General features: G+C 64.1%; 18 protein-coding genes. 3 read left to right on the top strand and 15 right to left on the bottom strand.

What is annotated here, in order from left to right; translation table 11 throughout:
• Positions 1-249: 249 nt before the first annotated feature.
• The 4 genes from galK to DF200_RS01415 form a co-directional block, all read right to left on the bottom strand.
• The gene (gene galK, locus DF200_RS01430; RefSeq protein WP_109136522.1) at positions 250-1,497 is read right to left on the bottom strand and encodes a galactokinase; all 1,248 of its coding nucleotides are present in this window, start codon (positions 1,495-1,497) and stop codon (positions 250-252) included.
• Positions 1,498-2,175: 678 nt separating this feature from the next.
• Complete coding sequence (gene galT / locus DF200_RS01425) at positions 2,176-3,423, bottom strand: galactose-1-phosphate uridylyltransferase (RefSeq protein WP_109136521.1); 1,248 nt, start codon at positions 3,421-3,423, stop codon at positions 2,176-2,178.
• 2 nt (positions 3,424-3,425) lie between these two features.
• Positions 3,426-4,229, bottom strand: a complete 804-nt coding sequence (locus DF200_RS01420) for a DeoR/GlpR family DNA-binding transcription regulator (RefSeq protein ID WP_109136520.1) — start codon at positions 4,227-4,229, stop codon at positions 3,426-3,428.
• Between the two features lie 37 nt (positions 4,230-4,266).
• Entirely contained in the window at positions 4,267-5,004 is a 738-nt protein-coding gene (locus DF200_RS01415; protein ID WP_241520079.1) for a polyprenol monophosphomannose synthase, read from the bottom strand.
• 326 nt (positions 5,005-5,330) lie between these two features.
• Here DF200_RS01415 and DF200_RS01405 point away from each other — a divergent pair, with 326 nt between their 5' ends.
• The 3 genes from DF200_RS01405 (at position 5,331) to DF200_RS01395 (ending at position 9,738) form a co-directional block, all read left to right on the top strand.
• On the top strand, positions 5,331-6,026 hold the full coding sequence (locus DF200_RS01405; RefSeq protein WP_109136602.1) for a Crp/Fnr family transcriptional regulator: 696 nt from the start codon (positions 5,331-5,333) through the stop codon (positions 6,024-6,026).
• A 174-nt stretch (positions 6,027-6,200) separates the two neighbouring features.
• Complete coding sequence (locus DF200_RS01400) at positions 6,201-8,474, top strand: transglycosylase domain-containing protein (protein ID WP_193903103.1); 2,274 nt, start codon at positions 6,201-6,203, stop codon at positions 8,472-8,474.
• A 163-nt stretch (positions 8,475-8,637) separates the two neighbouring features.
• Positions 8,638-9,738, top strand: a complete 1,101-nt coding sequence (locus tag DF200_RS01395; protein WP_109136517.1) for an NADH:flavin oxidoreductase/NADH oxidase — start codon at positions 8,638-8,640, stop codon at positions 9,736-9,738.
• Positions 9,739-9,748: 10 nt separating this feature from the next.
• Here DF200_RS01395 and DF200_RS01390 read toward each other — a convergent pair whose 3' ends face one another.
• The 11 genes from DF200_RS01390 to DF200_RS01340 all read right to left on the bottom strand — a co-directional run bounded on the left by DF200_RS01390 (position 9,749) and on the right by DF200_RS01340 (position 24,471).
• On the bottom strand, positions 9,749-10,900 hold the full coding sequence (locus tag DF200_RS01390; protein ID WP_109136516.1) for a quinone-dependent dihydroorotate dehydrogenase: 1,152 nt from the start codon (positions 10,898-10,900) through the stop codon (positions 9,749-9,751).
• Between the two features lie 152 nt (positions 10,901-11,052).
• On the bottom strand, positions 11,053-12,423 hold the full coding sequence (locus tag DF200_RS01385; protein ID WP_193903092.1) for a lipoate--protein ligase family protein: 1,371 nt from the start codon (positions 12,421-12,423) through the stop codon (positions 11,053-11,055).
• A 267-nt stretch (positions 12,424-12,690) separates the two neighbouring features.
• The gene (locus tag DF200_RS01380; protein WP_109136515.1) at positions 12,691-13,731 is read right to left on the bottom strand and encodes a 3-isopropylmalate dehydrogenase; all 1,041 of its coding nucleotides are present in this window, start codon (positions 13,729-13,731) and stop codon (positions 12,691-12,693) included.
• Between the two features lie 440 nt (positions 13,732-14,171).
• Positions 14,172-15,323 carry a hypothetical protein gene (locus DF200_RS01375; RefSeq protein WP_109136514.1) on the bottom strand — a complete coding sequence of 384 codons (1,152 nt, stop codon included), beginning with the start codon at positions 15,321-15,323 and terminating at the stop codon, positions 14,172-14,174.
• A gap of 315 nt (positions 15,324-15,638) precedes the next feature.
• Positions 15,639-18,083 carry a S9 family peptidase gene (locus DF200_RS01370; protein WP_109136513.1) on the bottom strand — a complete coding sequence of 815 codons (2,445 nt, stop codon included), beginning with the start codon at positions 18,081-18,083 and terminating at the stop codon, positions 15,639-15,641.
• A 74-nt stretch (positions 18,084-18,157) separates the two neighbouring features.
• Positions 18,158-19,387: an App1 family protein phosphatidate phosphatase gene (locus DF200_RS01365; RefSeq protein ID WP_109136512.1), complete on the bottom strand. Its 1,230-nt coding sequence runs from the start codon at positions 19,385-19,387 to the stop codon at positions 18,158-18,160.
• 17 nt (positions 19,388-19,404) lie between these two features.
• Positions 19,405-19,806 (bottom strand): glycine cleavage system protein GcvH, encoded by a 402-nt coding sequence (gene gcvH, locus DF200_RS01360; RefSeq protein WP_109136511.1) that lies wholly within the window; start codon positions 19,804-19,806, stop codon positions 19,405-19,407.
• Positions 19,807-19,860: 54 nt separating this feature from the next.
• Positions 19,861-21,447, bottom strand: a complete 1,587-nt coding sequence (locus tag DF200_RS01355) for a L,D-transpeptidase (protein ID WP_109136510.1) — start codon at positions 21,445-21,447, stop codon at positions 19,861-19,863.
• Between the two features lie 401 nt (positions 21,448-21,848).
• Positions 21,849-22,919, bottom strand: a complete 1,071-nt coding sequence (gene nudC, locus DF200_RS01350; RefSeq protein ID WP_109136509.1) for an NAD(+) diphosphatase — start codon at positions 22,917-22,919, stop codon at positions 21,849-21,851.
• 23 nt (positions 22,920-22,942) lie between these two features.
• The gene (locus tag DF200_RS01345) at positions 22,943-23,803 is read right to left on the bottom strand and encodes an alpha/beta fold hydrolase (protein WP_241520078.1); all 861 of its coding nucleotides are present in this window, start codon (positions 23,801-23,803) and stop codon (positions 22,943-22,945) included.
• Positions 23,804-23,847: 44 nt separating this feature from the next.
• Positions 23,848-24,471, bottom strand: a complete 624-nt coding sequence (locus DF200_RS01340) for an NUDIX hydrolase family protein (protein WP_109136508.1) — start codon at positions 24,469-24,471, stop codon at positions 23,848-23,850.
• Between the last annotated feature and the right edge of the window lie 204 nt (positions 24,472-24,675).

Here is a 24,675-nt window from a genome sequence, read left to right as displayed (position 1 = left end):
AATACACCACTCACCAATCGGCTCCCCTCCACACGGAGGGGAGCCACCAGATGCGCCACCCCACCAACAGGCGTGAATCACGCGTTACGGGAAGCCGACGCACTGGCCACTGCGGTCCTGCAATTACGGACGGGCTAACGCCCGACCACACATCGGCGTTGGAATTTCGTAGGGAATCCCAACACTTCCGCAGCGGCCCTGGACAGTCCACCGGACTGTCCAGCCCATACCCATCACGTCCGGCGTGAATCAGACGTTACGGGAAGCTGACGCACTGGCCACTGCGGCCATTGCCCTCGGGGCGTGGAAGCCGCGGCGGGCGAATTCGTCGGCGATGAGCTGGGCTACCTCCTCGCTGCGCCCCTCGTCCACCAGCGCGATGATGGAGCCGCCGAAGCCGCCGCCGGTCATGCGCGCACCGTAGGCTCCGTTGTGCCGGGCGACGTCCACGGCCACGTCGAGCTCGGGGACCGTGACCTCGTAGTCCGACGCCAGCGAATCATGCGAGGCGTTGAACAGGCGCCCTGCCTTCTCGATGTCGCCGTCGGCGAACGCGTGCACGAAGCTGCGCACACGCTCGATCTCGGTGACCACATGGCGCACACGCTTCTTCATCGTCTCGTCCGGCAGCGCGTCGAGCGTCTCCTTCAACGCCTGGAACGGGTCGTCGGCCTTCATGATGCCGTCCGCGCAGTAACGCAGGTTCGGCACCTTGAGAATCTCGGCGGCCTTCTCGCATGAGGCACGGCGTTCGGCATACTGGCCGTCGTTGAGCTGGTGCGGGGCCTGGGTGTCGAGCGCCAGCAGTTCAAGCTTGTTGGCCTTGAGGTCGAACGCCTGCTGGGAGACGTTCTCCAGCGGCGTGAGCTCCGGACGGCAGTCGAGCAACAGCGCCTTGTTCTCCTCGCACCGCATGGACGCGTTCTGGTCGAGACCTCCGGTGGAGGCGCCGGCCATCTCGTTCTCCGACTTGATGGCGGCGTTGATGAGCGTCACACGACCGGCATCGGACTGGCCGTATCCCAGACCGTACACGTCGTCCAGGGCAAGCGCCGTGGAACAGGTCATGGCGGCCGACGAGCTCAGTCCCGATCCGAGCGGCACGCAGGAGACGAACGCGGCGTCGAACCCACGCACGTTGAAGCCCTTCTCGCGCAGCGCCCACGCCACACCGATCGGATAGGCGCCCCACCCGTCGACACCGCGAGCCTTGAGTCCGTCGAGGTCGGCGGCGACCACATCGTCGGGGGCGATCTCGGAGACGACGCGCGCCGTGGTGTCGGTCCGCGGCCGCAACGCGACATAGGTGCGATGCGGCAGGGCTATGGGCAGGCACAGGCCGGCATTGTAATCCGTGTGCTCGCCGATGAGGTTCACACGGCCGGGCGCGCTCCACACGCCCTCCGGCTTGACGCCGTACGTCTTCTCGAACAGTTCCGTGGCACGGGCAACGCCTTCGTCGGCCTCGATCGGAGCGATGAATTCCACTTGAGCCATGATTCTCCTTCCTTGCAGCATGGCCGTCATACTCGAATCGGATTGATTCCGGACCCGCGATGATGTCGAGAATCCAAACAATCCATGTTTGAGTATGTTATGTTTTGTTCGTTATTGATTATTATAGTCACGTCGATAGCGATATCGCAATTCGAGCCCCCTCCCCTCAGTCCGACTTCGTCGGACAGCTCCCCTCCCCGATATGGGGAGGGGAGCCTGTCGGCTGGGATGTCGTCGTCGGGCTCCTACTTTCCCTCTCCCTATCGGGGAGGGGATCTACGACGCCTGGCAGAATTAGACGCCGTGTCGCTTTCCCTCCCCCTATCGGGGAGGGGAGCCTATTGCCGGGGACGGTGCACTCGGCCCCGGCGACGGGGCCGCGACGGACGACCGGTCAACGCCGACGCCGGCGAAAGGCCGGCACCGCCCCGGTAGCGCCGACACCAACAGACGTCTTCCCCGGAGCAATGATGCCGGTCGCCAATCAGACAGCATCGCCGATTCGGTGATACCGCAATTCGAGACCCCTCCCCTCAGTCCGACTTCGTCGGACAGCTCCCCTCCCCGATATGGGGAGGGGAGCCTGTCGGCTGGGACGTCATCGTTGGGTTCCTGCTTCCCCTCTCCCTATCGGGGGAGGGGAGCCTGCCGGTTGGGATGTCGACTAGTCAGTGTCGACTAGTCGATGTCGACGTCGCCGAGCTCGTGGAAGCGCTTGGCGATGAGCTCCGGCGTCGTGTCGGAGATCCACGCGGCCATGCCGGATTCGGAGCCGGCAAGATACTTGATCTTGTTGGCGGCGCGCCGGAAGCTGAAGAACTGCAGGTTCAGACGGTAGTTCTCGCGGCGCGCGTCGTGGATCGGGGCCTGATGCCATGCGGCGATGTACGGCAGGTCCATGCCCTTGCCGTCGCCCTTGTCGAAGAACGCGTTGCCGCGCCTGAGCAGATGCGAGTACATGGACGCCAGGTCCCAACGCTCCTGATCGTCGAGCTCGTCGAGCGTGAGCACGTCGCGCACCGGCGCCACGTGCACCTCCAGCGGCCAGCGGGCGGCGGCGGGCACGTAGGCGACCCAGCTGTGGTTGCGCATGATCACGCGCTCCTTGGCTTCGAGCTCGGCGTTCATGAGGTCCTTGAGCAGGTTGCCACCGGTCTTCTCATGGTAGGCCTCGGTGTGCTGGAGCTCCTTCTCCATCTTCGGGGCGATGAACGGGTAGCAGTAGACCTGGCCGTGCGGGTGGGCCAGCGAGACGCCGATCTCGGCGCCGTGGTTCTCGAACGGGAATATCTGCTCGATGCCGTCAATGGCGGAGATCTCGGCGGTGCGGAACGCCCACGCCTCGACCACCGTGCGCAGCCGCGAGACCGGCAGGTCGGCGGGCAGACCATGCTCGTTGGGGTCGAAGCAGATGACCTCGCAGCGTCCGACGGCCATCTTCTTCTCCCACAGCGGGTTGCCATCCACGTAGGTCACGTCCTCGGAGCGGCCGGGCACGCGCACCATCGACGGGAAGCGGTTCTCGAACACGACCACGTTGTAGTCGGTGTCGGGCACCTCGCCGTCCTGATACGGGTCGCCGGGCTTGCGCGCGGCCAGCGGGTTGCCTTTGGCGGTGGCGCCGGGGCCGGCGGTGATCGGCCGGTTCATGCGGGCGGTGGCCATCGGAATCCAGTCGCCGGTAAGCGGATCCCGTCGCATCTCGGGCGCCGCGTATGGCACCTCCTCACCGGCCGCGTTCAGCTGGTTGCTGAAGCGATAGGCCAGCGGACGCGGATCGGTCAGTTCGCGGGTCTTGGCGCCGGACACATATTCCGGGTCGTCGTCGAGGTAGAAGAAGTCCCTTCCGTCGGCAAGCGTCGTCGGCGTGATGCGGATATGCTCCTTCGCATAGTCTCCTGGCACATAATGCTTGAATTCAGCCATTGCTATTCTCTTTCCTTGTCGGTGTCGCCCTGGGAGGCCAGAACGAGTTCCTTCACCAAATCCTTTGCCTGCGCGGCGTATTCGGGGTTGAGCCCGTCGTCGGTGATGAGCACGTCGATGGAATCGAAGCTCGCGAACATGGACAGCGACGTGTTGTCCCATTTCGTATGGTCGGCGAGCACGATCTTGCGGTCGGCGATGTTGATGAGCGCCGCGTCGGTGGCCGATTCCAACGAGTTGGGCGTCAGGAAGCCGCGCGGCATCGAGACGGAGTGCGTGCCGAGGAACAGCGTGTTGACACGCAGCGACGAGATGACCTTGTCGGCGATGGGGCCGACGAGCGAGTTGGACCTTGTGAGCACGCCGCCGGTGACGATGACCTCGGCGTCCTTGTTCTCCATGGCCTGCACGAGTTCGGCCACGGGGATGGAGTTCGTGAGGATGGTGATGCCGGACGAATTCTCGCTTTCCAGCAGATGCTGGGCAAAGATGTAGGCCGTGGTGCCGCCGCCGATGGCGATGACGTCGCCCGGGGAGACGTAGTTGATGGCCTGCCGGGCTATGGCGTCCTTGAGTCCGATGTCCATCTGGGATTTGACGGAGAAGAGGGGTTCCGCAAGCAGGGTGCTGGTCGTGACCGCGCCGCCGTGGACGCGTTTGAGCAGGCCTTTGTCCGCGAGCTCGGCGATGTCCCGGCGGATCGTCATCGATGAGACGCCGAGCTCCTTGCTCAGGGCGGTGATACGCACAGCGCCGCGCGTACGAAGCCTGCTGAGAATCACATGCTGTCGTTGTGAGGAAATCATAGTAACATTATCGCACACAACGACTCAAAAAGTAAAATCAAATGAACATGCGCCGTATTCCCCACACCGTGACCCGCCAGAGCGCCTCCGCAACGATGGCGGAGCTCATCTTGGACACCCCCCGGACCCGCTGCACGAACGTGATGGGGACCTCGCGGATCACGCCGCCCACGGCCGCCACACGCCTGGTCATGTCGATCTGGAAGACGTATCCGCCCGCCTGCACGTCGGTCAGGTCGATGCGCCGCAGCATCGACGCCCTGTAGGCGCGGAACCCCGCGGTCATGTCGTGGACCCGCAGCCCCAGCATCATGCGCGCATACCACGATCCGCCGCGCGAGATCAGATCGCGGTACCACGGCCAGTCCTCCATGCCGCCGCCCGGCACGCGCCGCGAGCCGATCGCCAGGTCGACGCCCTTCCCGCCGCAGACCTCATCCAGCAGACGCGGCAGATCGGCCGGACGATGCGAGCCGTCCATGTCCATCTCGCAGACCACGTCGTACCCGCGGTCCAACGCCCATCGGAAGCCCGCCAGATACGCCGGCCCGAGACCGTTCTTCTCCCCGCGGTGCATCACATGGACGCGCGGGTCCCGCGCGGCCATGTCGTCGGCGAGTTCGCCGGTGCCGTCCGGCGAACCGTCGTCCACCACCAGCACGTGGACGTCGGGACAATGCTCGAACACGCCGCCCAACGTGACGGGGAGGTTCTCGCGCTCGTTGTACGTGGGCATCACCACCACGACCGACATGGAACCGTCGCGCCTCTGCATAGACTCCGCCATCATCACACTCCGTATATATACGTGCACGCATCCGTCCGCGCGCAATCATATGCGCGTTCCCGCCGGAACATACGATCTTCCGATATTCGCCATACCGTATTGTCGCACGACGACGCCGAACGAAACATGGGAGGCGGATGGGAACACGCCGGACGGACGCGCATCCCGCACGATGACGGCGGATGCCGACGAGACCCCGCCCCTCATTTCGCCACCCATCGAGGTAGACTACATATCCTAGGTGTCTATTCTGTCCAGACCAATGAAGCACGGAGGTGAGGACCCTAGTGATCCACGACAACGGCGAAAGTGAGATGGAACATCAACGCGATGCCCTTCTGCACACCGCCCTCTTCAAGCAGGTGAGGCCCGACGAGGCCGATTTGCTGCTCCCCCATCTTCAGCGCCGGTATTACGCCAAAGGCGACGCGGTGTTCCGCGAAGGGGATACGGATCATCGACTGTACCTGCTGGAGAACGGCAGGGTGAAGCTCATCCGCGAGTCAAGCGACCACCGCATCCATCTGCTCAGCATCCACGGACGCGGCGAGGTGCTCGGGGAGATCCCCGTGTTCGACCCTACCGGCGGCCCGCGCACCGCATCCGCCATCGTCATGACCAACGGCACCGTCGTCTCCTCGCTGGAGCGCAGCGCCATCTTCGCGTGGCTGGACGAGCATCCGCGCGTGGCCATCGACATGCTGCAGGTGATGGGCAACCGCGCCCGCCTGAACAACGAACGCATCACCGACCTCGTGTTCGCCGACGTGCCCGGACGCCTCGCCAAGACGCTCATCGACTTGGCCCAGCGATTCGGCGAGCCCAGCGAGGACGGTCTCGTGGTGCCCCACGACCTGACGCAGGAGGAGATGGCGCAGCTGGTCGGCGCCTCGCGCGAGACGGTGAACAAGGCGCTCATGGAGTTCACCCAGCGCGGCTGGATATCGCGCAAGGGCCGCACCATCATCATCTACCAGCCCGGCAAGCTCATCCGCCGCGCGCACCAGTAAGCCTTTCGGGAATCGGAATGCCGCGCATGGCCATCCCGACCGGCCGCACGTCATGGGGACTGCGGCCATCTTCAATCTCCATATCATTCCCGTCCACTCCCATGGAATGGCAGTGATGTGGAGATTGAAGACATGAAAATACCAAGGTAGGGCCGGCATTTTACAATGGGCACCATGCCCGAAAAGAAACCAAAGACAGCACGTCGTGTATTCACGCTGATCCTGGCTTACCTCCTCTTCTGCGTCGCAGGCGGCGTGGTCGCATCAGGATTCATGCTTCCCGCCGTATTCGGCGCCAACACCGTGGCCAAGAGCCTGACCGCGCAGCTCCAGGCCGAGGACATCGACTTCGAGCTCGCCGACCTGCCGCAGCAGTCGCGCATGTACGCGCGCGACGGCAAGACGGTCATCGCCACGTTCTACGAGCAGAACCGCATCATCGTCCCACTGAAGAACATCTCCGACCTCATGCAGAAGGCCGTCGTGGCCCGTGAGGACCACCGATTCTTCGAGCACACGGGCATCGACCCGCAGGGCATCGCACGAGCGTTCGTGCAGACGTACATCAAGAAGGGCGACACACAGGGCGGATCGACACTCACCCAGCAGTACGTCAAGAACATCCTCATCGACCAGGCGCTGGAGAACGACGACCCGATCGCCGCCTACCACGCGCAGGAGGAGACCATCGCACGCAAGCTGCGCGAGATGCTCATCTCCGTCGAGCTGGAGAAGACCTACAGCAAGGCGGAGATCCTGCAGGGCTACCTCAACATCGCACAGTTCGGCAAGAACGTGTACGGCGTGGAGACCGCCGCGCAACGCTACTTCTCCAAGAGCGCCAAGGACCTCAACCTCGTGGAGTCGGCCACGATCGCCGCCATCACGAAGAACCCGACCAGCTACGATCCGCTGGTCAACCCCACCGAGGCCGAGAAGCAACGCAACATCACCCTCGACCTGATGAGCGAATGGGGCTTCGTCTCCAAGGCCAAGACCGACGAGGCCAAGAAGATCCCGCTGTCGAAGACGCTGCACAAGAAGAGCGTGGCGGTGGGCTGCCAGGCCGCGGGCAACGCCGCGTACTTCTGCGACTACACGCTGCACCAGATCGAGAACTCCCCGCTGTACGGCAAGACGCTCAAGGAACGCAAGCGCCTCGTCAAGCAGGGCGGCCTCAATATCTACACCACGATGGACGTCAACGCGCAGAACGCCGCATGGAAGGCCGTGACCAACAACCTCCCGATCGACGACCCCAGCGGATACGAGAACATCATCGCGGCCATCAAGCCCGGCACCGGCGAGGTGCTGGCCCTTTCGCAGAACCGCATCTACGACGTGGCGGGCTCCCCGGGAACCACCAAGACATCGATGAACTACGCGGTGGACCAGAAGGACGGCGGCGGCACTGGCTTCCAGATCGGTTCGACGTGGAAGCCCATCAACTTCGCGGCATGGGTCAAGTCCGGCCACTCGATCAACGAGCCGCTGGCCACGTACACCAGCTATCCGGTCTCCTCGTTCCCAGGCGCGGGACGCGCCACCGACGTGTGGGAGCTGCAGAACTCGGGCGGCGGCACCGTGAGCCCCGAGACCCCTTTGCAGGCACTGAACCAGTCGCATAACACCACGCAGGCGTCCATGGCCCAGATCATCGGCCTCAAGCCCATCGCCGACATGGCGCAGACGCTCGGCTACCATCGTCCCGACGGGCAGGCGATCACGAAGCTCTCGCCGTCCATGGTCATCGGCACCATGCCGGCGTCACCGCTGACCATGGCGAACGTGTACGCCACGATCGCGGCCAACGGCAAGGAGTGCACGCCCATCGCCATCACGAAGATGACGAGCTCTTCCGGCAAGACGTTCAAGGTGCCGAGCGCGAACTGCCATCAGGCCGTCTCCTCGGCCGTGGCTCAGACCACCGCCTACGCGATGAACCTCAACGTCACGCAGGGCATCGCCGGGGCCGCACAGCTCAGCGGAGGACGCAAGACCTACGCCAAGACCGGTACGAGCGAGCAGAACGCACTGGCCACGTCCGGCTTCGTGCCTCAGGTGGCGGCCTTCGCCATCATCACGAACGCCGAGAACTCCGGCACGTCGCTGTACGGCACCATCAACGGCGTCTACCGTTCGTCCTGGTACGGCTCCGACATCGCGTTGCCGACGTGGAAGGAGTTCATGGAGACGTATCTCTCCACGGCCAAGATCCCCGTGGACAACAGCTACGGCAACCCTGACTCGGCCGCGCTCGGCGGCGGATCCAGCTCGGGCTCGTCCTCCGGCGACACCGGCAATACAGGCGGCACAACGGGCAGCGATACCGGTAACACGGGCAACACCACCGGAAACACAGGCAACACCGGCAACACATCGGGCACGACCTCAGGCACCACGTCCGGAACCACCAGCGGCACCACGTCGGGCACGACCAGACAGTAACCGCGAGGCATACGGCCATCGGCCCACCGCCGACGGCATGTGGTAGAACAGGCGTAGGGGAATACTACTACGCCTGTTTTTCATATCCACCGTCGTATGCGAGATACGGCCGACATCATCGGCCGACCCAGGCATACGGCATTCGTCGTGAAGGAGACGATACATGGCCGAGAAGCCAAGGAAACCGCATCTGTTCGACCCGTTGGCATTGCGCGGCGTCGAAATCCGCAACCGCATCTGGCTGCCGCCGATGGACACGTATTCCGTCTACGCGCAGGACGGCAAGCCCACACCGTTCCACTACCAGCATTACGTTTCGCGGGCGCTCGGCGGCTTCGGCATGGTGATCGCCGAAGCCACGGCCGTCAGCCCGGAGGGACGCATCTCCCCCAACGACGTCGGCCTGTGGAACGACGACCAGATCGCCGCATGGAAGTGGATCGTCGACGACATCCGCAACGCCGGCGCCGTCCCCGCCATCCAGCTCAACCATTCCGGACGCAAGGGCTCGACCGGCGCGTTCTCCATCGGATACCAGGGCCAGACCGTGCCAGAGGAGGCCGGCGGCTGGAGCACCGTGGCACCGTCCGCGATTCCGTTCGGCGGCTATGCCACGCCCCGCGAGCTCACCGTCGACGAGATCCACGGCATCGTGGACCAGTTCCGTTCCGCGGCGGAACGCGCGATCCGGGCCGGATTCCAGGCCATCGAGATCCACGCCGCGCACGGCTATCTGCTCAGTGAATTCCTCGACCCGTTGACCAACGAACGCACGGACGAGTACGGCGGCAATCTCGATGGCCGCATGCGTCTGCTGATCGAGGTGACGGATGCGGTACGCAGCGTCATGCCCGACACGCTTCCGCTGCTGGTGCGCGTCTCCGCCACCGACTGGGCGGCCGGCGGATGGGATCTCGACCAGACCGTGGAGACGGCCCGTGTGCTGCGTGGCCACGGCGTCGACCTCATCGACGTCTCGACGGGCGGCATCGTCCCCGGCGTCACCATCCCCGCGGAACCGGGGTACCAGGTGCCGTTCGCCCAGCAGATCCGCAGGCGCGCCGACATACGCACCACGGCCGTGGGGCTGATCACCAAGGCCAAGCAGGCCGATAAGATCGTCCACCGCCGCGACGCCGACGCCGTGGAGATCGGCCGTGCGGCGCTGCGCAACCCGTATTGGCCGCTACGCGCCGCCTACAAGCTCGGCATCGCCACCGAGCAGGCACCCTACCCCGACCAGTACGTCCGCGGCGCATTCTGACGCCGCGTCCCTACCTCACGTCCACGCCGACGGCTTCGGCGACGTTGTCGAAGCCGTCCTCGTGGAGCAGCTCGACCAGTCCGCGCTTCAGGGTCGTGATGTTCTGCGGCCCGACGTACATGAGCGACGAGATGAACATGACCAGCGACGCGCCGGCGCGAATCTTCAGATACGCCTGCCGCGGGGTGAACACGCCGCCGATGCCGGCGATGGCGAATCGGTCGCCGTATTCGCGATAGGTCTGCGCCACCAAAGCATCGCTGCGCCTGCGGCACGGCAGTCCGGACAACCCACCCTTCCAGTCGGCGGGCACATCGTCCATGCCGGTGCGGTCCTTCTGCAGGTTCGCGATGGAGACGCCCTGCACGTTGTGGTCAGCCAGCACGTCGAGCAGCTCCCTGAACTCGGGCCACGGCTTGTTGAGCGGCATCTTGACGAGCACCGGCTGCGGACGGTCCACCTTGTCGAGTTCGGCGAACAACCGGTCGAGGTTGTCAGGATCGTCGGTGAACGGCTCCCCCGCCCGGGTATTCGGGCAGGAGACGTTGATCTCGATCATGTTCGTGCGCCCCACCGCGCGTTCGAACGACGTGCGGTAGTCGGCGATGCCCTCGTCCAGATCACCGACCAGGTCGTCATTGGTCCTGGCGATCGAAACGGACATCCGCATGGTCCTCACGTTCGTATAGGCCTTCTCCGCCCGCGCGATCACCTTCTCCGAACCGTCGTTGGCCAGACCCGCGTGCACGACCATCGAACCGTAGTCGGGCAGACGATGGAACCACGGCCGCGGATTGCCGGCGCAGGGGCGTGCGGTCGTCGATCCGACGGTCTCGAACCCGAATCCGGCCGCGTCCAGCACGGTCGGCAGCTGGCAGTCCTTGTCGAGGCCGGCGGAAAGCCCGAACGGGTTATGGAACCGGACGCCCATGACCTCGGTCTCCAACGCCGGGTCCGTGTAGTCGAGCATCCCTCGCAGCATCCACATCAGCGGCGGCACATGGCCGGCGGCCTCGCATCCGGCGATCATCGTCTCGTGGGCCTTGTCCGGCGGCATGGCGAAGAACGCCTTCTTCGCCACGTTTTTGTAGGCGAACGAGAACAAATCGGTGCTGGCCTTATTGATGGCGTCATGCAATGGCGACTGCGACACGTAATTCATACGTTCCTTTTTACACGCATCCGACGTCCGCCGCCATAATACTTGGTCAATCCGGTCACGAAAATCCCCTACTTGGTCGTTCCGGTCATAAGGACCCCCAAATCACGGTCCTTATGACCGAATCAACCAAATTTCATGCATATGCGCCCGAATCAGGGAATACGATACGTCCATTCCGTGGTCGCGTATTTTCCGGCGGCCAGGGATCTCGCCTCGTCGATGACGTCGGCGGACAGATCTGCCGCCCGGGCCGACGGGATATCGGCGAGCGCGAACGCACGCATCGATTCGACGATCCTCTCCCGACTCAACGGGGTGAGCGTCCTGAGCGGCGTCACGCGTTTCTTCGCCGACGATACGGCCTTGTCGACGAGTTTTTCCTTGGAGATGCGCAGCACGCGGGTCATGAGTCCGGCATCGATGTCGTAGGCCATGGTGACGTGGTGGAGGATGCAGCCGGGGCCACGCGACCCGTCGGCACCGCGTCCGGCGGGGAACCGTCGTTGGGCGGCGCCACCGATCTTGCCACCGTCCGTCGTGGCGATATCGTTGAGCGGCTGCGGGACCGCGGGGATGCCGATGTCATGCAACGCGTCGAACGCCCACATGTCGCAAAGTCGATAGGATTCCACGACGGGCAATCCGTCGGTGAAGGCGGCGGGAACGTATAACGAATACGTGATGGTGTCGGCGGGGCGCACGAACATCGCTCCGCCGCCGGTCATACGGCGGACCACGGCGAATCCGTGCTCCGCAGCCGCGGTCATATCGACCTCGTTGCGCACCGACTGGTAGGCGCCGATGACGACGGCGGGGCTCCCCCATCGCCAGAATCTGAGTGTCGGCGGCATCCTGCCTGAGGCTACGCGTCGCGCGATGACCTCGTCGAGCGCCATCTGCATGGCCGGGAAGTATGGCTCGGCGTCGATGACGATGGCGACTCGTGAAGCGAATGTGGACCATCGTCCGGCAAAATCCTCCGGGGCGGTCGGGGCGGGGGCCACGTTTTCGACGACGCCGGTCGTGGCGGACGACGATTCGGCCACCGAATCCATGACGACCGGTTCCCTCATAGCCGACGCATCGGCGATGGCACGGCCCGTGGCGGTGACGATGGCCTCGACCGTGGTTCCGACAAGTCGTGTATTTGGATGAGCGGCGATCACGGCTTCGATAGCGGCGGGCAACGCACGGAGATCATCGATGGATGCGTCATTCGAGACGATGGCACGTTCGATGTCCGCAAGCAGCGCCGTATCCGCAGTGTCGGCACCGAACTTCGCAGTGTCATCGAATTTCGCAGTGTCATCAAACTTCGCAGTGTCATCAAACGTCGCAGTGTCATCAAACTTCGGCGCCGGCGTGATACCGTCTTCCGGCGCGCCATCGGCAGGGACGATGCGGTCGATGAGGAAATCCCCGTCGATATGGGCTTCGATGACGGCGCCCCCATCCAGACGGACGGACACCGCCACCAGTTTGCCACCGGTCGTCTTGCATTCCCCGCGACCGACGGTTGCCACGGTTCGGGATTCAACGTTGCGTTTGACCATACCGCCACCGTATCCGTTCCCGTCTACGTCCGTTTCGTCGCTTATACACGACGGACGGGAACCGAGCGGCCTCTCCGAGTCCGGTCCGTTGCAGCGCACGCGACGGACGGGAACCGTACCTCATCCCCGCGTCCTGTTTGTCGCAGTCATACGACAAATACATACGACAAAACCGCCCCGTGGATGATGCACGGGGCGGTTTTGCGATGTCGTGATATGCCGGATAGCGGCCAATCGCTACAGGCGGGCGAGGATGTCGTTGCCGACCTGCTCGGTGCCACGCTTGGTGGAGCCGAGCTCTGCGATGTCGGCCTCCACTGCGGCGTCGATGCGGGCGGCGATGTCGTCGTAGCCGAAGTGGCGCAGCAGCATGGCGGTGGAGAGCACGGCGGCCGTGGGGTTGGCGATGCCCTTGCCGGCGATGTCGGGGGCGGAACCGTGGATTGGCTCGAACATAGACGGGTATTCGTTGCTGGCATTGATGCAGCCGGAGGCGGAGTATCCCACGCCGCCGACCACGGCACCGGCCTCGTCGGTGATGATGTCGCCGAAGAGGTTGTCGGTGAGAATCACGTCGAAGCGGCTCGGGTTGGAGACCAGGAAGATGGTGGTCGCGTCGATATGCAGGTAGTCGTGCGTGACCTCCGGGTATTCCTCGCCCACCTTGTCGACGATGCGCTGCCACATGTCACCGGCGTTGACGAGCACGTTCTTCTTGTGTACGAGGGTCACATGCTTCTTGCGCTTCATGGCCAGCTCGAAGGCGTAGCGGACCACGCGCTCGACGCCGTAGGCCGTGTTGATGGAGACCTCGGTGGCCACCTCGTTCGGGGTACCGACGCGCACGGCCCCGCCGGCGCCGCAGTAGAGGCCTTCGGTGCCTTCGCGCACGACGACGAAATCGATGTCGCCGGGGTTGGCGAGCGGCGAGGTGACGCCCTTGTACAGCTTGGTCGGGCGGAGGTTCACGTACTGGTCGAGGGCGAAACGCAGCTTGAGCAGCAGGCCGCGTTCGAGGATGCCGGCCTTGATGCGCGGGTCGCCGACGGCGCCGAGCAGGATGGCGTCCTGCTTCTTGATCTCCTCCAGCTCCTCGTCGGGAAGGATGGCCCCGTCGCGCAGATAGCGTTCGGCGCCGAGTTCGAAGTTGGTGTAGTTGAAGTCGATGACGCCTTCGGAGGCCTTCTCCAATACGGCCTGGGCGACGGGCGTGACTTCCTTGCCGATGCCATCGCCGGGAATGACCGCGATGTTCAATGTCTTCTTGTCATGTGCCATACCCAACAGGGTAGGTGGCACCGTCCGAAAACAGCATCACCGTTCCGTCTGGTGGACAGGCGACGGTCGTCATGCTGTCGGAAAGCGAGTTGTGGGTGTTGCCCCGGAGGAGTCGGATTCCGGCATGACGTGATTGCAACGATTTCGAGGGATGAATGCTGTCGCGAAGGCAGCGTTCCGCGAATCAGACACCCACAACTCGGATTTGCGGCTTCTGTTTTTTAGGGAGGGGCTCGCTTCGCTCCGATCGGATCCTCTCTCCGAGGGGAGATGGGAGTTCAAGGTGTCACTCCCCTCAGTCGGCTGACGCCGACAGCTCCCCTCAGAGAGGGGAGCCAAGGTGGGGAGACGGCCGAGCTCCGAAGTGCGTCAAGCCATTGGTCCTTATGGCAGGCCAATGATCGGAGGATTGTTGCTTGGTTGTTCCCCGGGGTCGGAGGTTATTGCTGCATCGCCGTGCGTGCAAGTTGCAGCAGCGTCTTGGTGTTGCCCGGCTTTGCGGTGTCGAGGTAGGTCTGATAGTCGAATCCCACGGTATCCATCGCCTCGCAAAGCGTGGCGCCGGTCTCATACACGAGATCCGAGGAGAGGAAGCTGGCGTCCATCTTACCGGACTGTATCCTCGGGACGACATACGAAAACGGCACATTGTCCTTGTTGGAGAAGTGCATGATCCTCAGCGTCGTTCCCGTGGACCGCACGGCCTTGTCGCGCACGTATTGCGCGGTTCCCTCATAGGTCTCCTCACCGGCATATTTGCGCACGAACTCGGGGTCGAGCTTATTGAGCCGGTCCATGGCATCAAGGTATCCCGTTACGCCCTTCCGCACCTGCTGTACGTCCGGTGTCTTCTTTCCCAGCTCCTGTTGGGCGATCGTCAGCGATTCATATCCCTCGCCGAGAATTTCGAGCTTCTTCCCCTTAAGCGTATCGGTGAAGAACCTTCCGGTATCGCCCTCGCTGCCGTCCCAGTTCCACTGCTCCTGCTTGAGCTTATGGAAACTTTCATGGCTCACCAACGCCAAGAAGGTCTGGGCCGGATCCTGCGAGGCCTTCTTGCTGCTGTATCGCTGCCAGAACACCGTGTTTCCCGCAACGGTAGGCAACGGTTTATTTCCCTGCGGGAAATTCCCGCTCAGCGGATTGCGAAGAATGGGCTGCATTCCGGGAGTGAGCGAGGAAAGCCGGTATACCTTCAACGGGGAATCCTGCGGCATCGTGATGCGAGCGGCGAACAGCCAGCCAGGTTCGTGCTCGGGATTGATGAGGTACATCGAGTGCGTGTCCGTGTCTATCGACACGACGGGCTGACGATACAGCGGAAAGTCACGCCAGACCCCCTTATGTTCCGTCGCCGCAGCAAACTTCGCGTACTGCGACAGCGTCTGCTGGTCCGCTTCGTCGAGCTGCTCGAACCGTGTTGCCAGATGCGTCTTGACGGTGAGGAACACCGCCATCGCCATCAACACCACCACTATTGCAAGAAGCACCATGCGAAATCGCGGCAGGCGCCTCTTCGGCTTCCCGTGTTTTCTCTTGTCGCCGTCCTGCTGGCCACTGTCGGCCAGTGTTTGCTGCTGTACTGATTCCATATTCGTTCCCCCCTCGTCACTTTTCACGAGTTCTTCAATGAAGACTGTACCCGGGGGGGTGAGATGTTCGCGATGGCCATGGGAGATCCGTTTATGGCGACAGGAAGAGCACTTCGGTGATGGACTAGGATGCAATATCGTCGTTGTGTGCCCTAGTCCGTGGAAACCATTGATAGCCATGATGAAGAACCGCATGATTGCAAGGTTTCGGACATCCGCAGGATTCTCCGGCGGTGGACCAGCACATATTCTTGCCATTATGCGCGCTAGTCCACCGCCGTGACTCGCCAACGATGGGCGGCAACCAGGAAACCGCTACTCCTTGATGCCCATGACGGCAAGGCACCAGGCGTTCTCGTAGGCGATCTCCTGCCAGCGCTTGTATCGTCCGGTTACGCCGCCGTGACCTGCCTCGACCTCGATCTTCGCCACGGCGTCGACCTCGGCCTCGGGCTCCTGCAGCCGGGCCAGCCATTTGAGCGGTTCCACGTAGAGCACGCGCGTGTCGTTCATCGACGTGGTGATGAAGATGGAGGGGAAGTGCCGCGTGCCGTACTCCTGCTCGCGGTCGTCGGCGTCCTGCACGTTCTCGTACGGGGAGTACTGCTTCATGTAGCGGTAGACCTCGGCGCTGTGCAGCGGGTCGCCCCATTCGTCCCATTCGGTGACGGTGAGCGGCAACGACGTGTCGAGGATGGAGGTGAGCGCATCCACGAACGGCACGTCCGCCTCGATGCCCGCATACAGCTGCGGCGCCATGTTGGCCACCGCGCCCATGAGCAGGCCGCCGGCCGAACCGCCGTTGGCCACGGTGCGTTTCGGGTCGGCGATGCCGTTGCGCTGCAGGGCCGCGGTGACGTCGATGAAGTCGATGAACGTGTTCATCTTGTTGAGCTTGCGCCCCTGCTCATACCAGCCGCGGCCGAGCTCGCCGCCGCCGCGCGTGTGCGCCACCGCGTACAGCACACCGCGGTCGAGCATACTCAGACGGGGCACGGAGAAGCCCGGGTCGGAGCTGATCTCATAGGCACCGTAGCCGGTGATGAACATCGGGGCCTCACGCCGGTCGTAGCGGGCCGACATGTCCTCGTAGGAGAGGATCAGCTCGCGAGGCACCTCGATGACCTCGTCGGTCAGCCCCTCCTTCGCGCCCCGGAGCGCGGGGATGCGTCCGCGGCGCCACACCAGCGAGACTGGCACATGCTCGCCGTCGCGCACGCGCACCCACATGCGCTTCTCCGCGTAGTCGGCGGGGTCGAAGTCCCCGAGCACGGTGGCGCGCTTGAGCAGCACGTCGGTGTCGGTCTCGGGATCGTATTCGTGCAGCTCCCCCGGCTGCGTGTAGCTCACCGTGGTGTAGCGCATTCTTGGCGCGTCATATGATGGGTTACCGCTCATGCCGATGGAATACAGCTTGCCGTCCACGCGCGGCACGATGCCGCCGAACCCCCATGGCCGCCCGGCGAGGAAGTCCTCCTTGGCGGCGTGCTTGGGCATGACGGCCAGCTGCGGCAGGCTGTCGGCGCGGTACGACAGCACCACGAAGTTGCGGTACATGGCGATGCCCTCGATGCGCAGCCCCTGCACGTCCTGCAGAATCTCCGGATTCGCCGGGATGTCGCTGAGCGTGCTGATCGACTGGTATCGCGTCGCCCTCGTCTCGGGGGTGGGCCTGTGCCCGTGCGGCGGCTCGCATCCGGCCGGGGACCCCTGCGCCACGCACACGCCCTCGCCCAGCTCGTATGGCGGCTCGTGCGAGCGCATGTCGATCACGTCTATCTCGAAGTTCGGGTTGGTGACGTTATGGATCACCAGTGCGACGGGGATGTCGCCACCCTCGTCCTCGAACCGGGCGAAGCTCACGTCGTATTCCACGCCTTCGACGCGTTTGATGAACGGCTCGAACGTGCCTTCGGGATCCTCCACAGGCAGCATGAGCACCTCGGACGTGGTCTTGGAACTCGATTCGATGATGATGTGGCGTTCGTCGAACGACATGCCGACACCCACCCAGAAGCGCTCGTCGGAATCGCTGTAGACCTCCACGTCCTCGGAGGCGTCGGTGCCGACGCGGTGACGCCATACGCAGTACGGGCGCCATGCCTCGTTCACGCGCGTGTAGAACACCCATGCCCCGTCGGGCGTGATGCATCCGCCGCCGGCCACCTCATGGATGACCTCGGGATAGTCCTCGCCTGTGGCGAGGTCGCGGATGCGCAGATCGTAGCGTTCGTCACCCCGAACGTCCACGCTGTAGGCCATCACACGGCCGTCGTGGCTCAGGTCGAGGCCGCCGACGCTGAAGAAGTCATGTCCCTCGGCCTCGGCGTTGCAGTCGAAGACGATCTCCTCGCCGTCCAATGGCTGCGAGACCCCGGCGGCCGAGAAGCTTGGCGGATTCCAGTCGTCCTCGCCACGGATCGGCACACGGCATTGGATGCCGTACTGCTTGCCCTCTTCGGTGCGGGTGAAGTACCAGTATCCGTTCATGCGCGTGGGCACCGACATGTCGGTCTGCTGCACACGGCCGCGGATCTCGTCGAACAGCGTGCCGCGGAGCGTCTTCAATCCCGCCATGCGTCGTTCGCAGTAGTCGTTCTCATCGGCGACGTATTGCTGCACACGGTCGGATTCCTTGTCCCGCATCCATTCATACGGATCGACGAACGAATCGCCCTGCGCACGACGCCGATGCGGTTCCTTGACCGCCTTCGGCGGTTCGAGCCCCTGCACTGCTGACCAGCCATTCTCCAAAACCATAGAGTACAGTATCGCACCAATGGCGAAAATCAGCCAAATCAGGCACCCACGGCATCGTCCGCCGCAAGACCCCCCTACTTGAAGAGGTTCCTCAGGTAGGGCATCATCGTGTTCATGAGGTTGACGCCGTTGGGGCCATAGAACACGGGAACGTCGATTTCGGGCGACGGCGGCGCGACGCCGGCGACCCTCTGCGGCAGCGAACGCCCCATGTCGTGCGGGCTGAGCTGGCGGATGCCGATGGCGATGACGCGCCCCTTGTACCGCTGCGCGATGGTGGAGTATGTGGTCGGATCCTTCTGGCCGTCGTCGCCGAGGAGGATGAACCGCATCTCGGGGAAGTCGGCCATGAGCTGCTCCACGAATTCGAGCTTGTGCTGCACGCCGGTGGGGATGAACTTCTTCGGCCTCGGATCGAGGTCACGCAGCAGCAGCGGCCCTTCGGGGAATCCGTGGTATTCGAGAAAGTGCCGGATGGAGCCTTCGACGTTCCATGGCGACGTCGACAGATAGAAGAACGGCGCGTCGGGGAAGAACTCGCGCAACTTGGAGTAGAACACCGACATCGACGGCACAGACATGCGTTTGCGTGGATTGAGGAACAGCATGTTGAATACTGCGCGCCACAGCGTGGGCACCTGCGTGACCATGACCGTATCGTCGATGTCGGAGATGATTCCGACTTTGGCGTTGGCGGGAATCGTGTACAGCGGGGAATGGACGGGATGCCGTCCGTCGACGATGTACGACACGTCGTGCTTGCCGGGCGTCAGTCCGCGTTCGGCCACGAGGTCGAGATACCCCTGGGAGTCGGAGAGGGCGAATTCGCTGCTCTGCTCGCGGTTGGCGTCCACGGCGTCGAACTCCTCGGAGTCGCCGATCTGCACGGTGAGCAGGGGGATGTCGTCGATGCTGATACGCACCTGCGTTCCGGCGGCCGGCACCATGAACGCGGCGCGGATGCCGCGCATCACCAGGCCGGCGGTGCGTTGTACGGGCGCGTAGACGGTGCGGCAGATCAGCCGGGAGTATGCACCGGTGCCGTAGCCGACGTACGGTTCCACACGGGGGAACCACCCGAAGCGGCGTACGACCGCGGTGGCGGACATGCTCCACAGTCCGAACGCCTTGGTGACGGAATGCCGTATGACGCGGACGCCCAACGGTTTGAGGTCGATGCGTTCGCGACGGCTGGCCGTCTCGAAGTTCGATGTGGCAGGCTGCGCGATGATGGGCCGTTCGCCGTCGTGGCCCGTGTCGTCGTTCCTGTGGTCGTAATCGTGTTCCCGGGTGGTTTTTGCCATGGTCTACCTTCGAATCACTATTGCAACACCTTGGCGTATTCCTCCGCGGTGAGCAGGTCGGGTTCGTCGTCGTCAAGGGCGATCTTGACGAGCCAGCCTTCACCATACGGGTCGTTATCGACGACCGACGGATCGTCGTAGGCTTCGCGGTTCACGTATTTGACGATGCCCGCCACCGGGCTGATCATCGGGGTCACGGCCTTCGAGGATTCAAGGGAGACGATTTCGTCGCCCGCCTCGACCCGTGTGCCCGTTTCGGGGAATTCAATGAACACCAGTTCGCCGAGCTCCTGGACGGCGTGCTCGGTGACGCCGATGACCACGGGGTCGACGGAGTCGTCGACCCACACGTGGTCATCGGTGTAGCGGAGGTGTTCGGGGATGTCGACGTTGGCGGCGGCCGCCGAAGCACCGTCCATCCCGGTTTCGTAATCGTGTGCGTCTGTCATATGGACAAGCGTACCGTCAGGCGCTTACCTCACGGCCCCGCTCGGCGTGCTGCCGATGACCTGCACCATGCCGCCGATCGGCAGGAAGTCGTAGACCCACTTGGCGTCGGCCACGTTCATGTTGGTGCAGCCGTGCGACTTCGGGGTACCGCTGGCGATGCCGTCGGGATTCCACGGGGCGCCGTGGAAGCCTTCGCCGCCGTTGTAGTAGGTGACCCACGGCACGTTCGGCGTCACGTAGTCCTCGCCGACCATGGTCTGGGATTCGTACTTGACGTTGGCGAAGAAGGTGCCTGTGTCGGTGGGGGTGCTGGGCTTGCCGGTCGAGACGTTGAAAGTCCGGACCAGCGTGGTGCCCTTGTAGGCGAACGCCTGCTGCTTACTCAGGTCGATGACCATGTGCGGGTCGCCGTTGGGCACGTCGTAGCGCACCTTGCGGGACTTCGTCTCGTACTTCGTCACCTTGGTGTTGGCCTTGATGGTGCCGGAGGTGCCGTTCTGCAGGGCGGCGGCGACCTGCTTGGCGGTGTCGGAGAGGTCGCTGTTCACTTCGACGCCGTTGACGCCCTTGACGTTCGTGGTGATGACGGTGCCTTCGGTGTTGACGACGTTCTCCTCGGCGACCATCTTCTGGTTGAGCGCGCCCGGCAGGGAGCTGGAGAGATAGGAGTTGATGGCGTTCTGGTCGTAGGTCAGGGAGATGGTGCCCTTGGTGACATCCTCGTTCACCTTGATCCATTTGGCGATCTGTGCGGCGGGGATGGTGAGGGTCTTGTCGTCGCCGTTGGAGATGACGAGCTTGCTGTTGAGACGGGCGTTGGCGTCGGTGGCGGCCTTGGCGGCGGTGGCGTCGCTGATGGGGGCCTTCTCGGTGGTGGTGGCCACCTCGACCTTCCGCGCGTTGCCGGGGTTGGAGGCCAGTTCGTCGATCGTGGCGACGACCGGTTCTAGCTTCGGGGCCTCACCGTCCTTGCTCGGCGTGGTCACGTATTTGGCGCCGTCGTATTTGATGGCGGCGTTCTCCACGCGGGCGTTCTCGCCGATGAGCTTGTCGGTGAGGTAGGTGGACATGGCCAGTTTGTCGGTGGAGGTCTTCAGCGCGACGGACGTCTTGGCGAAGGGGTTGACCTTGGAGAGGAGGTCGCCCTTGTTGGCGTTGAGCAGGTCGTTGACCGTGGCGTCGACGTCGACGGTGGTGCCGAGGTCCTTGAGGGATGCCGTGGTGGACTGGCCGCCCTTGACGGAGACCTGGACCGTGGAGTTCTTCACCGCGTCGTTCACGGTGGCCTTGAGTTCGTCGGCGGTCTGGCCGGCGACGGAGATGCCGCCGAGGCTCACTCCGGGGGCGGCCTTGTCCTTGAAGTAGAACTGGCCTCCGCCGATGTAGCCGACGAGCGCGAGCAGGACGACGGCGACGAAGGAGATGACCGCGATCAGGCCGACGTTCCTCCTTTTCTTGGCGGCGTGCGAGCCTCCGTTGGCGGGGGGCATGGGCACCGCCCCCATGGCTCCGGCCGACTGCGGCAGCGGTGCCATGGTCATCGTCCTCGCGTCGTCGGGCGACGCGCCTCCCGGAAGCGGTACCGGGGCGAAGTCCTTGTCATCAGTCATTGTGGTCCCATTCTCGTTCGTTCTCAACGTTCCCCACTATACCCGCCGAAATGACAATTGCCGATGGCGGGTATTGTGATTCATCCAACAAAGAAACGGCTACTGCGACCATGCATGGACATGGTTTTCGCCGTGGGAGGATTCGCGGGCCATCGGACGTGTGGCGCAGGGGCTAACTCCCCTCAGTCAGACTCCGTCTGACAGCTCCCCTCACAATTGAGGGGAGCCAAAAACCCCACCGATCAAACAACGCCGGACGGACTGAGCAACCGGCTCCCCTCACGACTGAGGGGAGCCAACAACACCCCACCACCCAAACAACGCCAAACGGACTAAGCAACCGGCTCCCCTCACGACTGAGGGGAGCTGTCGAGCGCCAGCGAGACTGAGGGGAGCCGCCATCACTGCAACGGCCGGCCGTACCACTCCTCAAGCATGTAGCGGGCGATGGTGGCCTTGCCCGGCACCTCGATTCGGCCGGTGATCATGGCGTCGGTGAATTCGTCGCGGGTGAACCATTGCGCGGTGCCCGTCTCCTCGTGGTCCACGTGGATATCGGTGGTCAGGGCGCGGGCCTTGAACGCCATCATGAGCGAGGCGGGGAACGGCCACGGCTGCGAACCGAGGTACTTCACCTCGCCGAGCGTGATGCCGGTCTCCTCCTTGGCTTCGCGACGCGCAGCGTGTTCAAGGTTCTCCCCCGCCTCCACGAATCCGGCGGAGACGGAATACAGGTTGCCCTTCCACGCGGTGTTGTGCTGGAGCAGCAGTCGGTCGCGGCCGTCCACGATGGCGGTGATCACCGCCGGCTCGATGCGCGGGAACAGGATGCGGTTGCCGTCTCCCGCGTTGGTGCAGCGCTGCGCCCAGCCGGCGAGCGCGGGTTCCACTGGCGAGCCGCAGCAGGGGCAGAACCGCTGGCGATTGTGCCAGATGCTCACGGTGACGGCGCTGGTGGCGAGTCCGGCGTCACGCGAGCCGACGTGGGGCGCGAATCCGCGCAGGTCCACCCAGTCGAACTGGCGGGCGGCGCGGGAGACGATCGAATCGTCGGCGGCCCCGAATCCGTGGTCCACGCTGCCGAGCGCCGCGTCGGGGACCTCGGAGACGGCCCGGGTGATGTCCAATGCCACGAAGTGGGTTCTCGGTGCGGCGCCGTTGCGGTCGGTGCCGAGGAATATCGCGGTGATGTTGCGGTGGCGGGCGAGGTCGTCGCGCACATACATGCCGGGGACGAGCGCCGGACGTATCTTCGCGGCGTCGTAATCCACGGCCGCGCCCTGCCCCTTCGGCACGGCTATCAGCCCGTTGTTGACCAGCATGACCTTAGTGGCGGATTCATCGAGCACCACGTCGATGAGCCCGGGTTCGCCGCGGCGTTCGACCTCGTAGTCGATGGTGCCCTGGGCGAGCGGGAGGAACGGCAGCGCCTGGGTGAGCGCCAGCGGGGAGAATACGGTGGATTCGGTCATGCCGGTGGTTCCTTTCGTGCGCGTCACGCGCGCCGCTGGACGTCGATGATGGCCTGCGCCACGACGTCGGGCTTCTCCACGCAGGTGAAGTGGCCGGCGTCCTCGACGACGGTGAACGCGGCGTCGGTGCCGGTCATGCGTTCGGCCATGACACGCATCCGGTCGGGGGCGCTGGAGGGGTCGAGCGTGCCGGAGACGAGTCCGGCGGGCACGGTGATCCCCGCGAGCTGCGGGGTCTCGTCGGGTCGGCCGGCGGCCATGCGCTGGCGCCATGCCACGCCCTTCGGGTCCTGTTCGCCGATCCATCGGGTGAAGAGGTCCACGAACGCCGGCGAGCGTTTGAAGGCGGAGTCGCCGGGCTGTGGCTCGGCGAAGTGCATGACGGGCGCCACGGTGTCGTGCTCCTCGCATTCGGCGGCGATGCGCAGCCGGTTGGCGCGGGCCTGGGGGCCGTCGCCCTCCGATTTGGTGTCGCACAGCACCACGCCGGCCACGGCCTCGGGGTGCAGGCGGTGCACGGCGAGCGTGAGGTAGCCTCCCATGGAGATGCCGACCCATACGGCCTTGTCATAACCGGTGGCCTTCAGCGCCTCCACGAACGATTCGGCCATGCGGTCCATGGCCTCCGGGTAGGCGCCGTCGGCGGCGGTCGGTCCGGTCTGTTCGGCGTCGGGGATGGGGCAATGTCCGGCGCCCGGCATCTCCAGCGCGTACACGCCGAAGGGCTTCAGCCCCTGCTCGTCGGACAGCCGGCATATCGCGGCCGCGCAATCGTCCCATACGCGATGGTCCACGGGGAAGGCGTGGACCAGCACCACGGGCGTCGGGGCGTCGGCCGTGCTCGGCACGTCGCGGTACGCGGTCTTGAGAATCGTCATCGTCATATCAGCTGTACTCCTTCACAACGTGGTTGCGTATGACCGCCCGGTCATTCGGCCCAAGCGATCGCCTGGCGGATAATCTGGTCGTGGCCGTTGGGCATCTGCGCCAGGAAATCGGGCCTCGTCACCTCGGCGGGGCTCAGCCATTCCACGTCGAGCGTCTCATCCTGCGGCTTGCAGTCGCCCGCGATCGGCACCACGTAGCACAACGCCACCGCATGTTGGCGCGGGTCGTAGTATCGCGAGACGCCGGGCGTCGGGAAGAATTCGGCCACGCTGAACGGCTGGAGGTTCACCGGTAGCACCGGCAGGGCGATGTCGCCAAGGTCCTTGGATATGTTGCGCGCAACGGCCTCGCGCAGCGATTCGTGGAACAGCACGCGTCCGGTGATGAGCGTGCGTTCGATCGAGCTGTCGTCGCCCACGCGCAGCAGCGTGCCGACCTGGTCGATGCGCCCGAACTCGTCGGTGCGCACAGGCACGATCTCCACGTAGACGATGGGCATCTCCCTGCGGACGTGGTCGATCTCGGAGGAGTCCATCCATCCGGGCGGGTTGCCATGACCCGATCCGCGGATGAAATCGTCGGGAGTGATGTTGTCGAACTCGCCACGGCGTCGTGATGCGTCGTAGTCGCCCTCGTCGGGCACTTCGTCATTAAGAACCGGCATGGGTCCATTATCATGCCGCCGCATGACCTTTGCGTGACCATTCGCTGAAAAAATCCGAAACCGCGTGACAATGCGCCCTGAGCGTAGTCCCCGCCCCTCGTCGGCGAGCCACGTACTGTGTGAGATGCTTGATACGGCACCGTCCTGCCGCAGGCGTCGCCGGACGCCGATGCGCAGCATCCGGACACTATTTATATATATAAA

Origin of the sequence: Bifidobacterium catulorum (assembly GCF_003129925.1) — a bacterium.
Taxonomy (GTDB): Bacteria; Actinomycetota; Actinomycetes; order Actinomycetales; family Bifidobacteriaceae; genus Galliscardovia; species Galliscardovia catulorum.
The sequence above is the reverse complement of the archived record's forward strand: the minus strand, read 5'-3'. Positions and strand labels throughout refer to the sequence as shown.

What these genes read in the sequence shown, in the direction of transcription:
- DF200_RS01370 (WP_109136513.1), bottom strand. Translation starts at nt 18,083, where the DNA reads ATGGTTTTGGAGAATGGCTGGTCAGCAGTGCAGGGGCTCGAACCGCCG.
- DF200_RS01365 (WP_109136512.1), bottom strand. Translation starts at nt 19,387, where the DNA reads ATGGCAAAAACCACCCGGGAACACGATTACGACCACAGGAACGACGAC.
- DF200_RS01420 (WP_109136520.1), bottom strand. Translation starts at nt 4,229, where the DNA reads ATGATTTCCTCACAACGACAGCATGTGATTCTCAGCAGGCTTCGTACG.
- DF200_RS01375 (WP_109136514.1), bottom strand. Translation starts at nt 15,323, where the DNA reads ATGGAATCAGTACAGCAGCAAACACTGGCCGACAGTGGCCAGCAGGAC.
- DF200_RS01380 (WP_109136515.1), bottom strand. Translation starts at nt 13,731, where the DNA reads ATGGCACATGACAAGAAGACATTGAACATCGCGGTCATTCCCGGCGAT.
- DF200_RS01405 (WP_109136602.1), top strand. Translation starts at nt 5,331, where the DNA reads ATGGAACATCAACGCGATGCCCTTCTGCACACCGCCCTCTTCAAGCAG.
- DF200_RS01400 (WP_193903103.1), top strand. Translation starts at nt 6,201, where the DNA reads ATGCCCGAAAAGAAACCAAAGACAGCACGTCGTGTATTCACGCTGATC.
- DF200_RS01355 (WP_109136510.1), bottom strand. Translation starts at nt 21,447, where the DNA reads ATGACTGATGACAAGGACTTCGCCCCGGTACCGCTTCCGGGAGGCGCG.
- galT (WP_109136521.1), bottom strand. Translation starts at nt 3,423, where the DNA reads ATGGCTGAATTCAAGCATTATGTGCCAGGAGACTATGCGAAGGAGCAT.
- DF200_RS01395 (WP_109136517.1), top strand. Translation starts at nt 8,638, where the DNA reads ATGGCCGAGAAGCCAAGGAAACCGCATCTGTTCGACCCGTTGGCATTG.
- DF200_RS01390 (WP_109136516.1), bottom strand. Translation starts at nt 10,900, where the DNA reads ATGAATTACGTGTCGCAGTCGCCATTGCATGACGCCATCAATAAGGCC.
- galK (WP_109136522.1), bottom strand. Translation starts at nt 1,497, where the DNA reads ATGGCTCAAGTGGAATTCATCGCTCCGATCGAGGCCGACGAAGGCGTT.
- gcvH (WP_109136511.1), bottom strand. Translation starts at nt 19,806, where the DNA reads ATGGACGGTGCTTCGGCGGCCGCCGCCAACGTCGACATCCCCGAACAC.
- nudC (WP_109136509.1), bottom strand. Translation starts at nt 22,919, where the DNA reads ATGACCGAATCCACCGTATTCTCCCCGCTGGCGCTCACCCAGGCGCTG.
- DF200_RS01340 (WP_109136508.1), bottom strand. Translation starts at nt 24,471, where the DNA reads ATGCCGGTTCTTAATGACGAAGTGCCCGACGAGGGCGACTACGACGCA.
- DF200_RS01345 (WP_241520078.1), bottom strand. Translation starts at nt 23,803, where the DNA reads ATGACGATGACGATTCTCAAGACCGCGTACCGCGACGTGCCGAGCACG.
- DF200_RS01415 (WP_241520079.1), bottom strand. Translation starts at nt 5,004, where the DNA reads ATGCAGAGGCGCGACGGTTCCATGTCGGTCGTGGTGGTGATGCCCACG.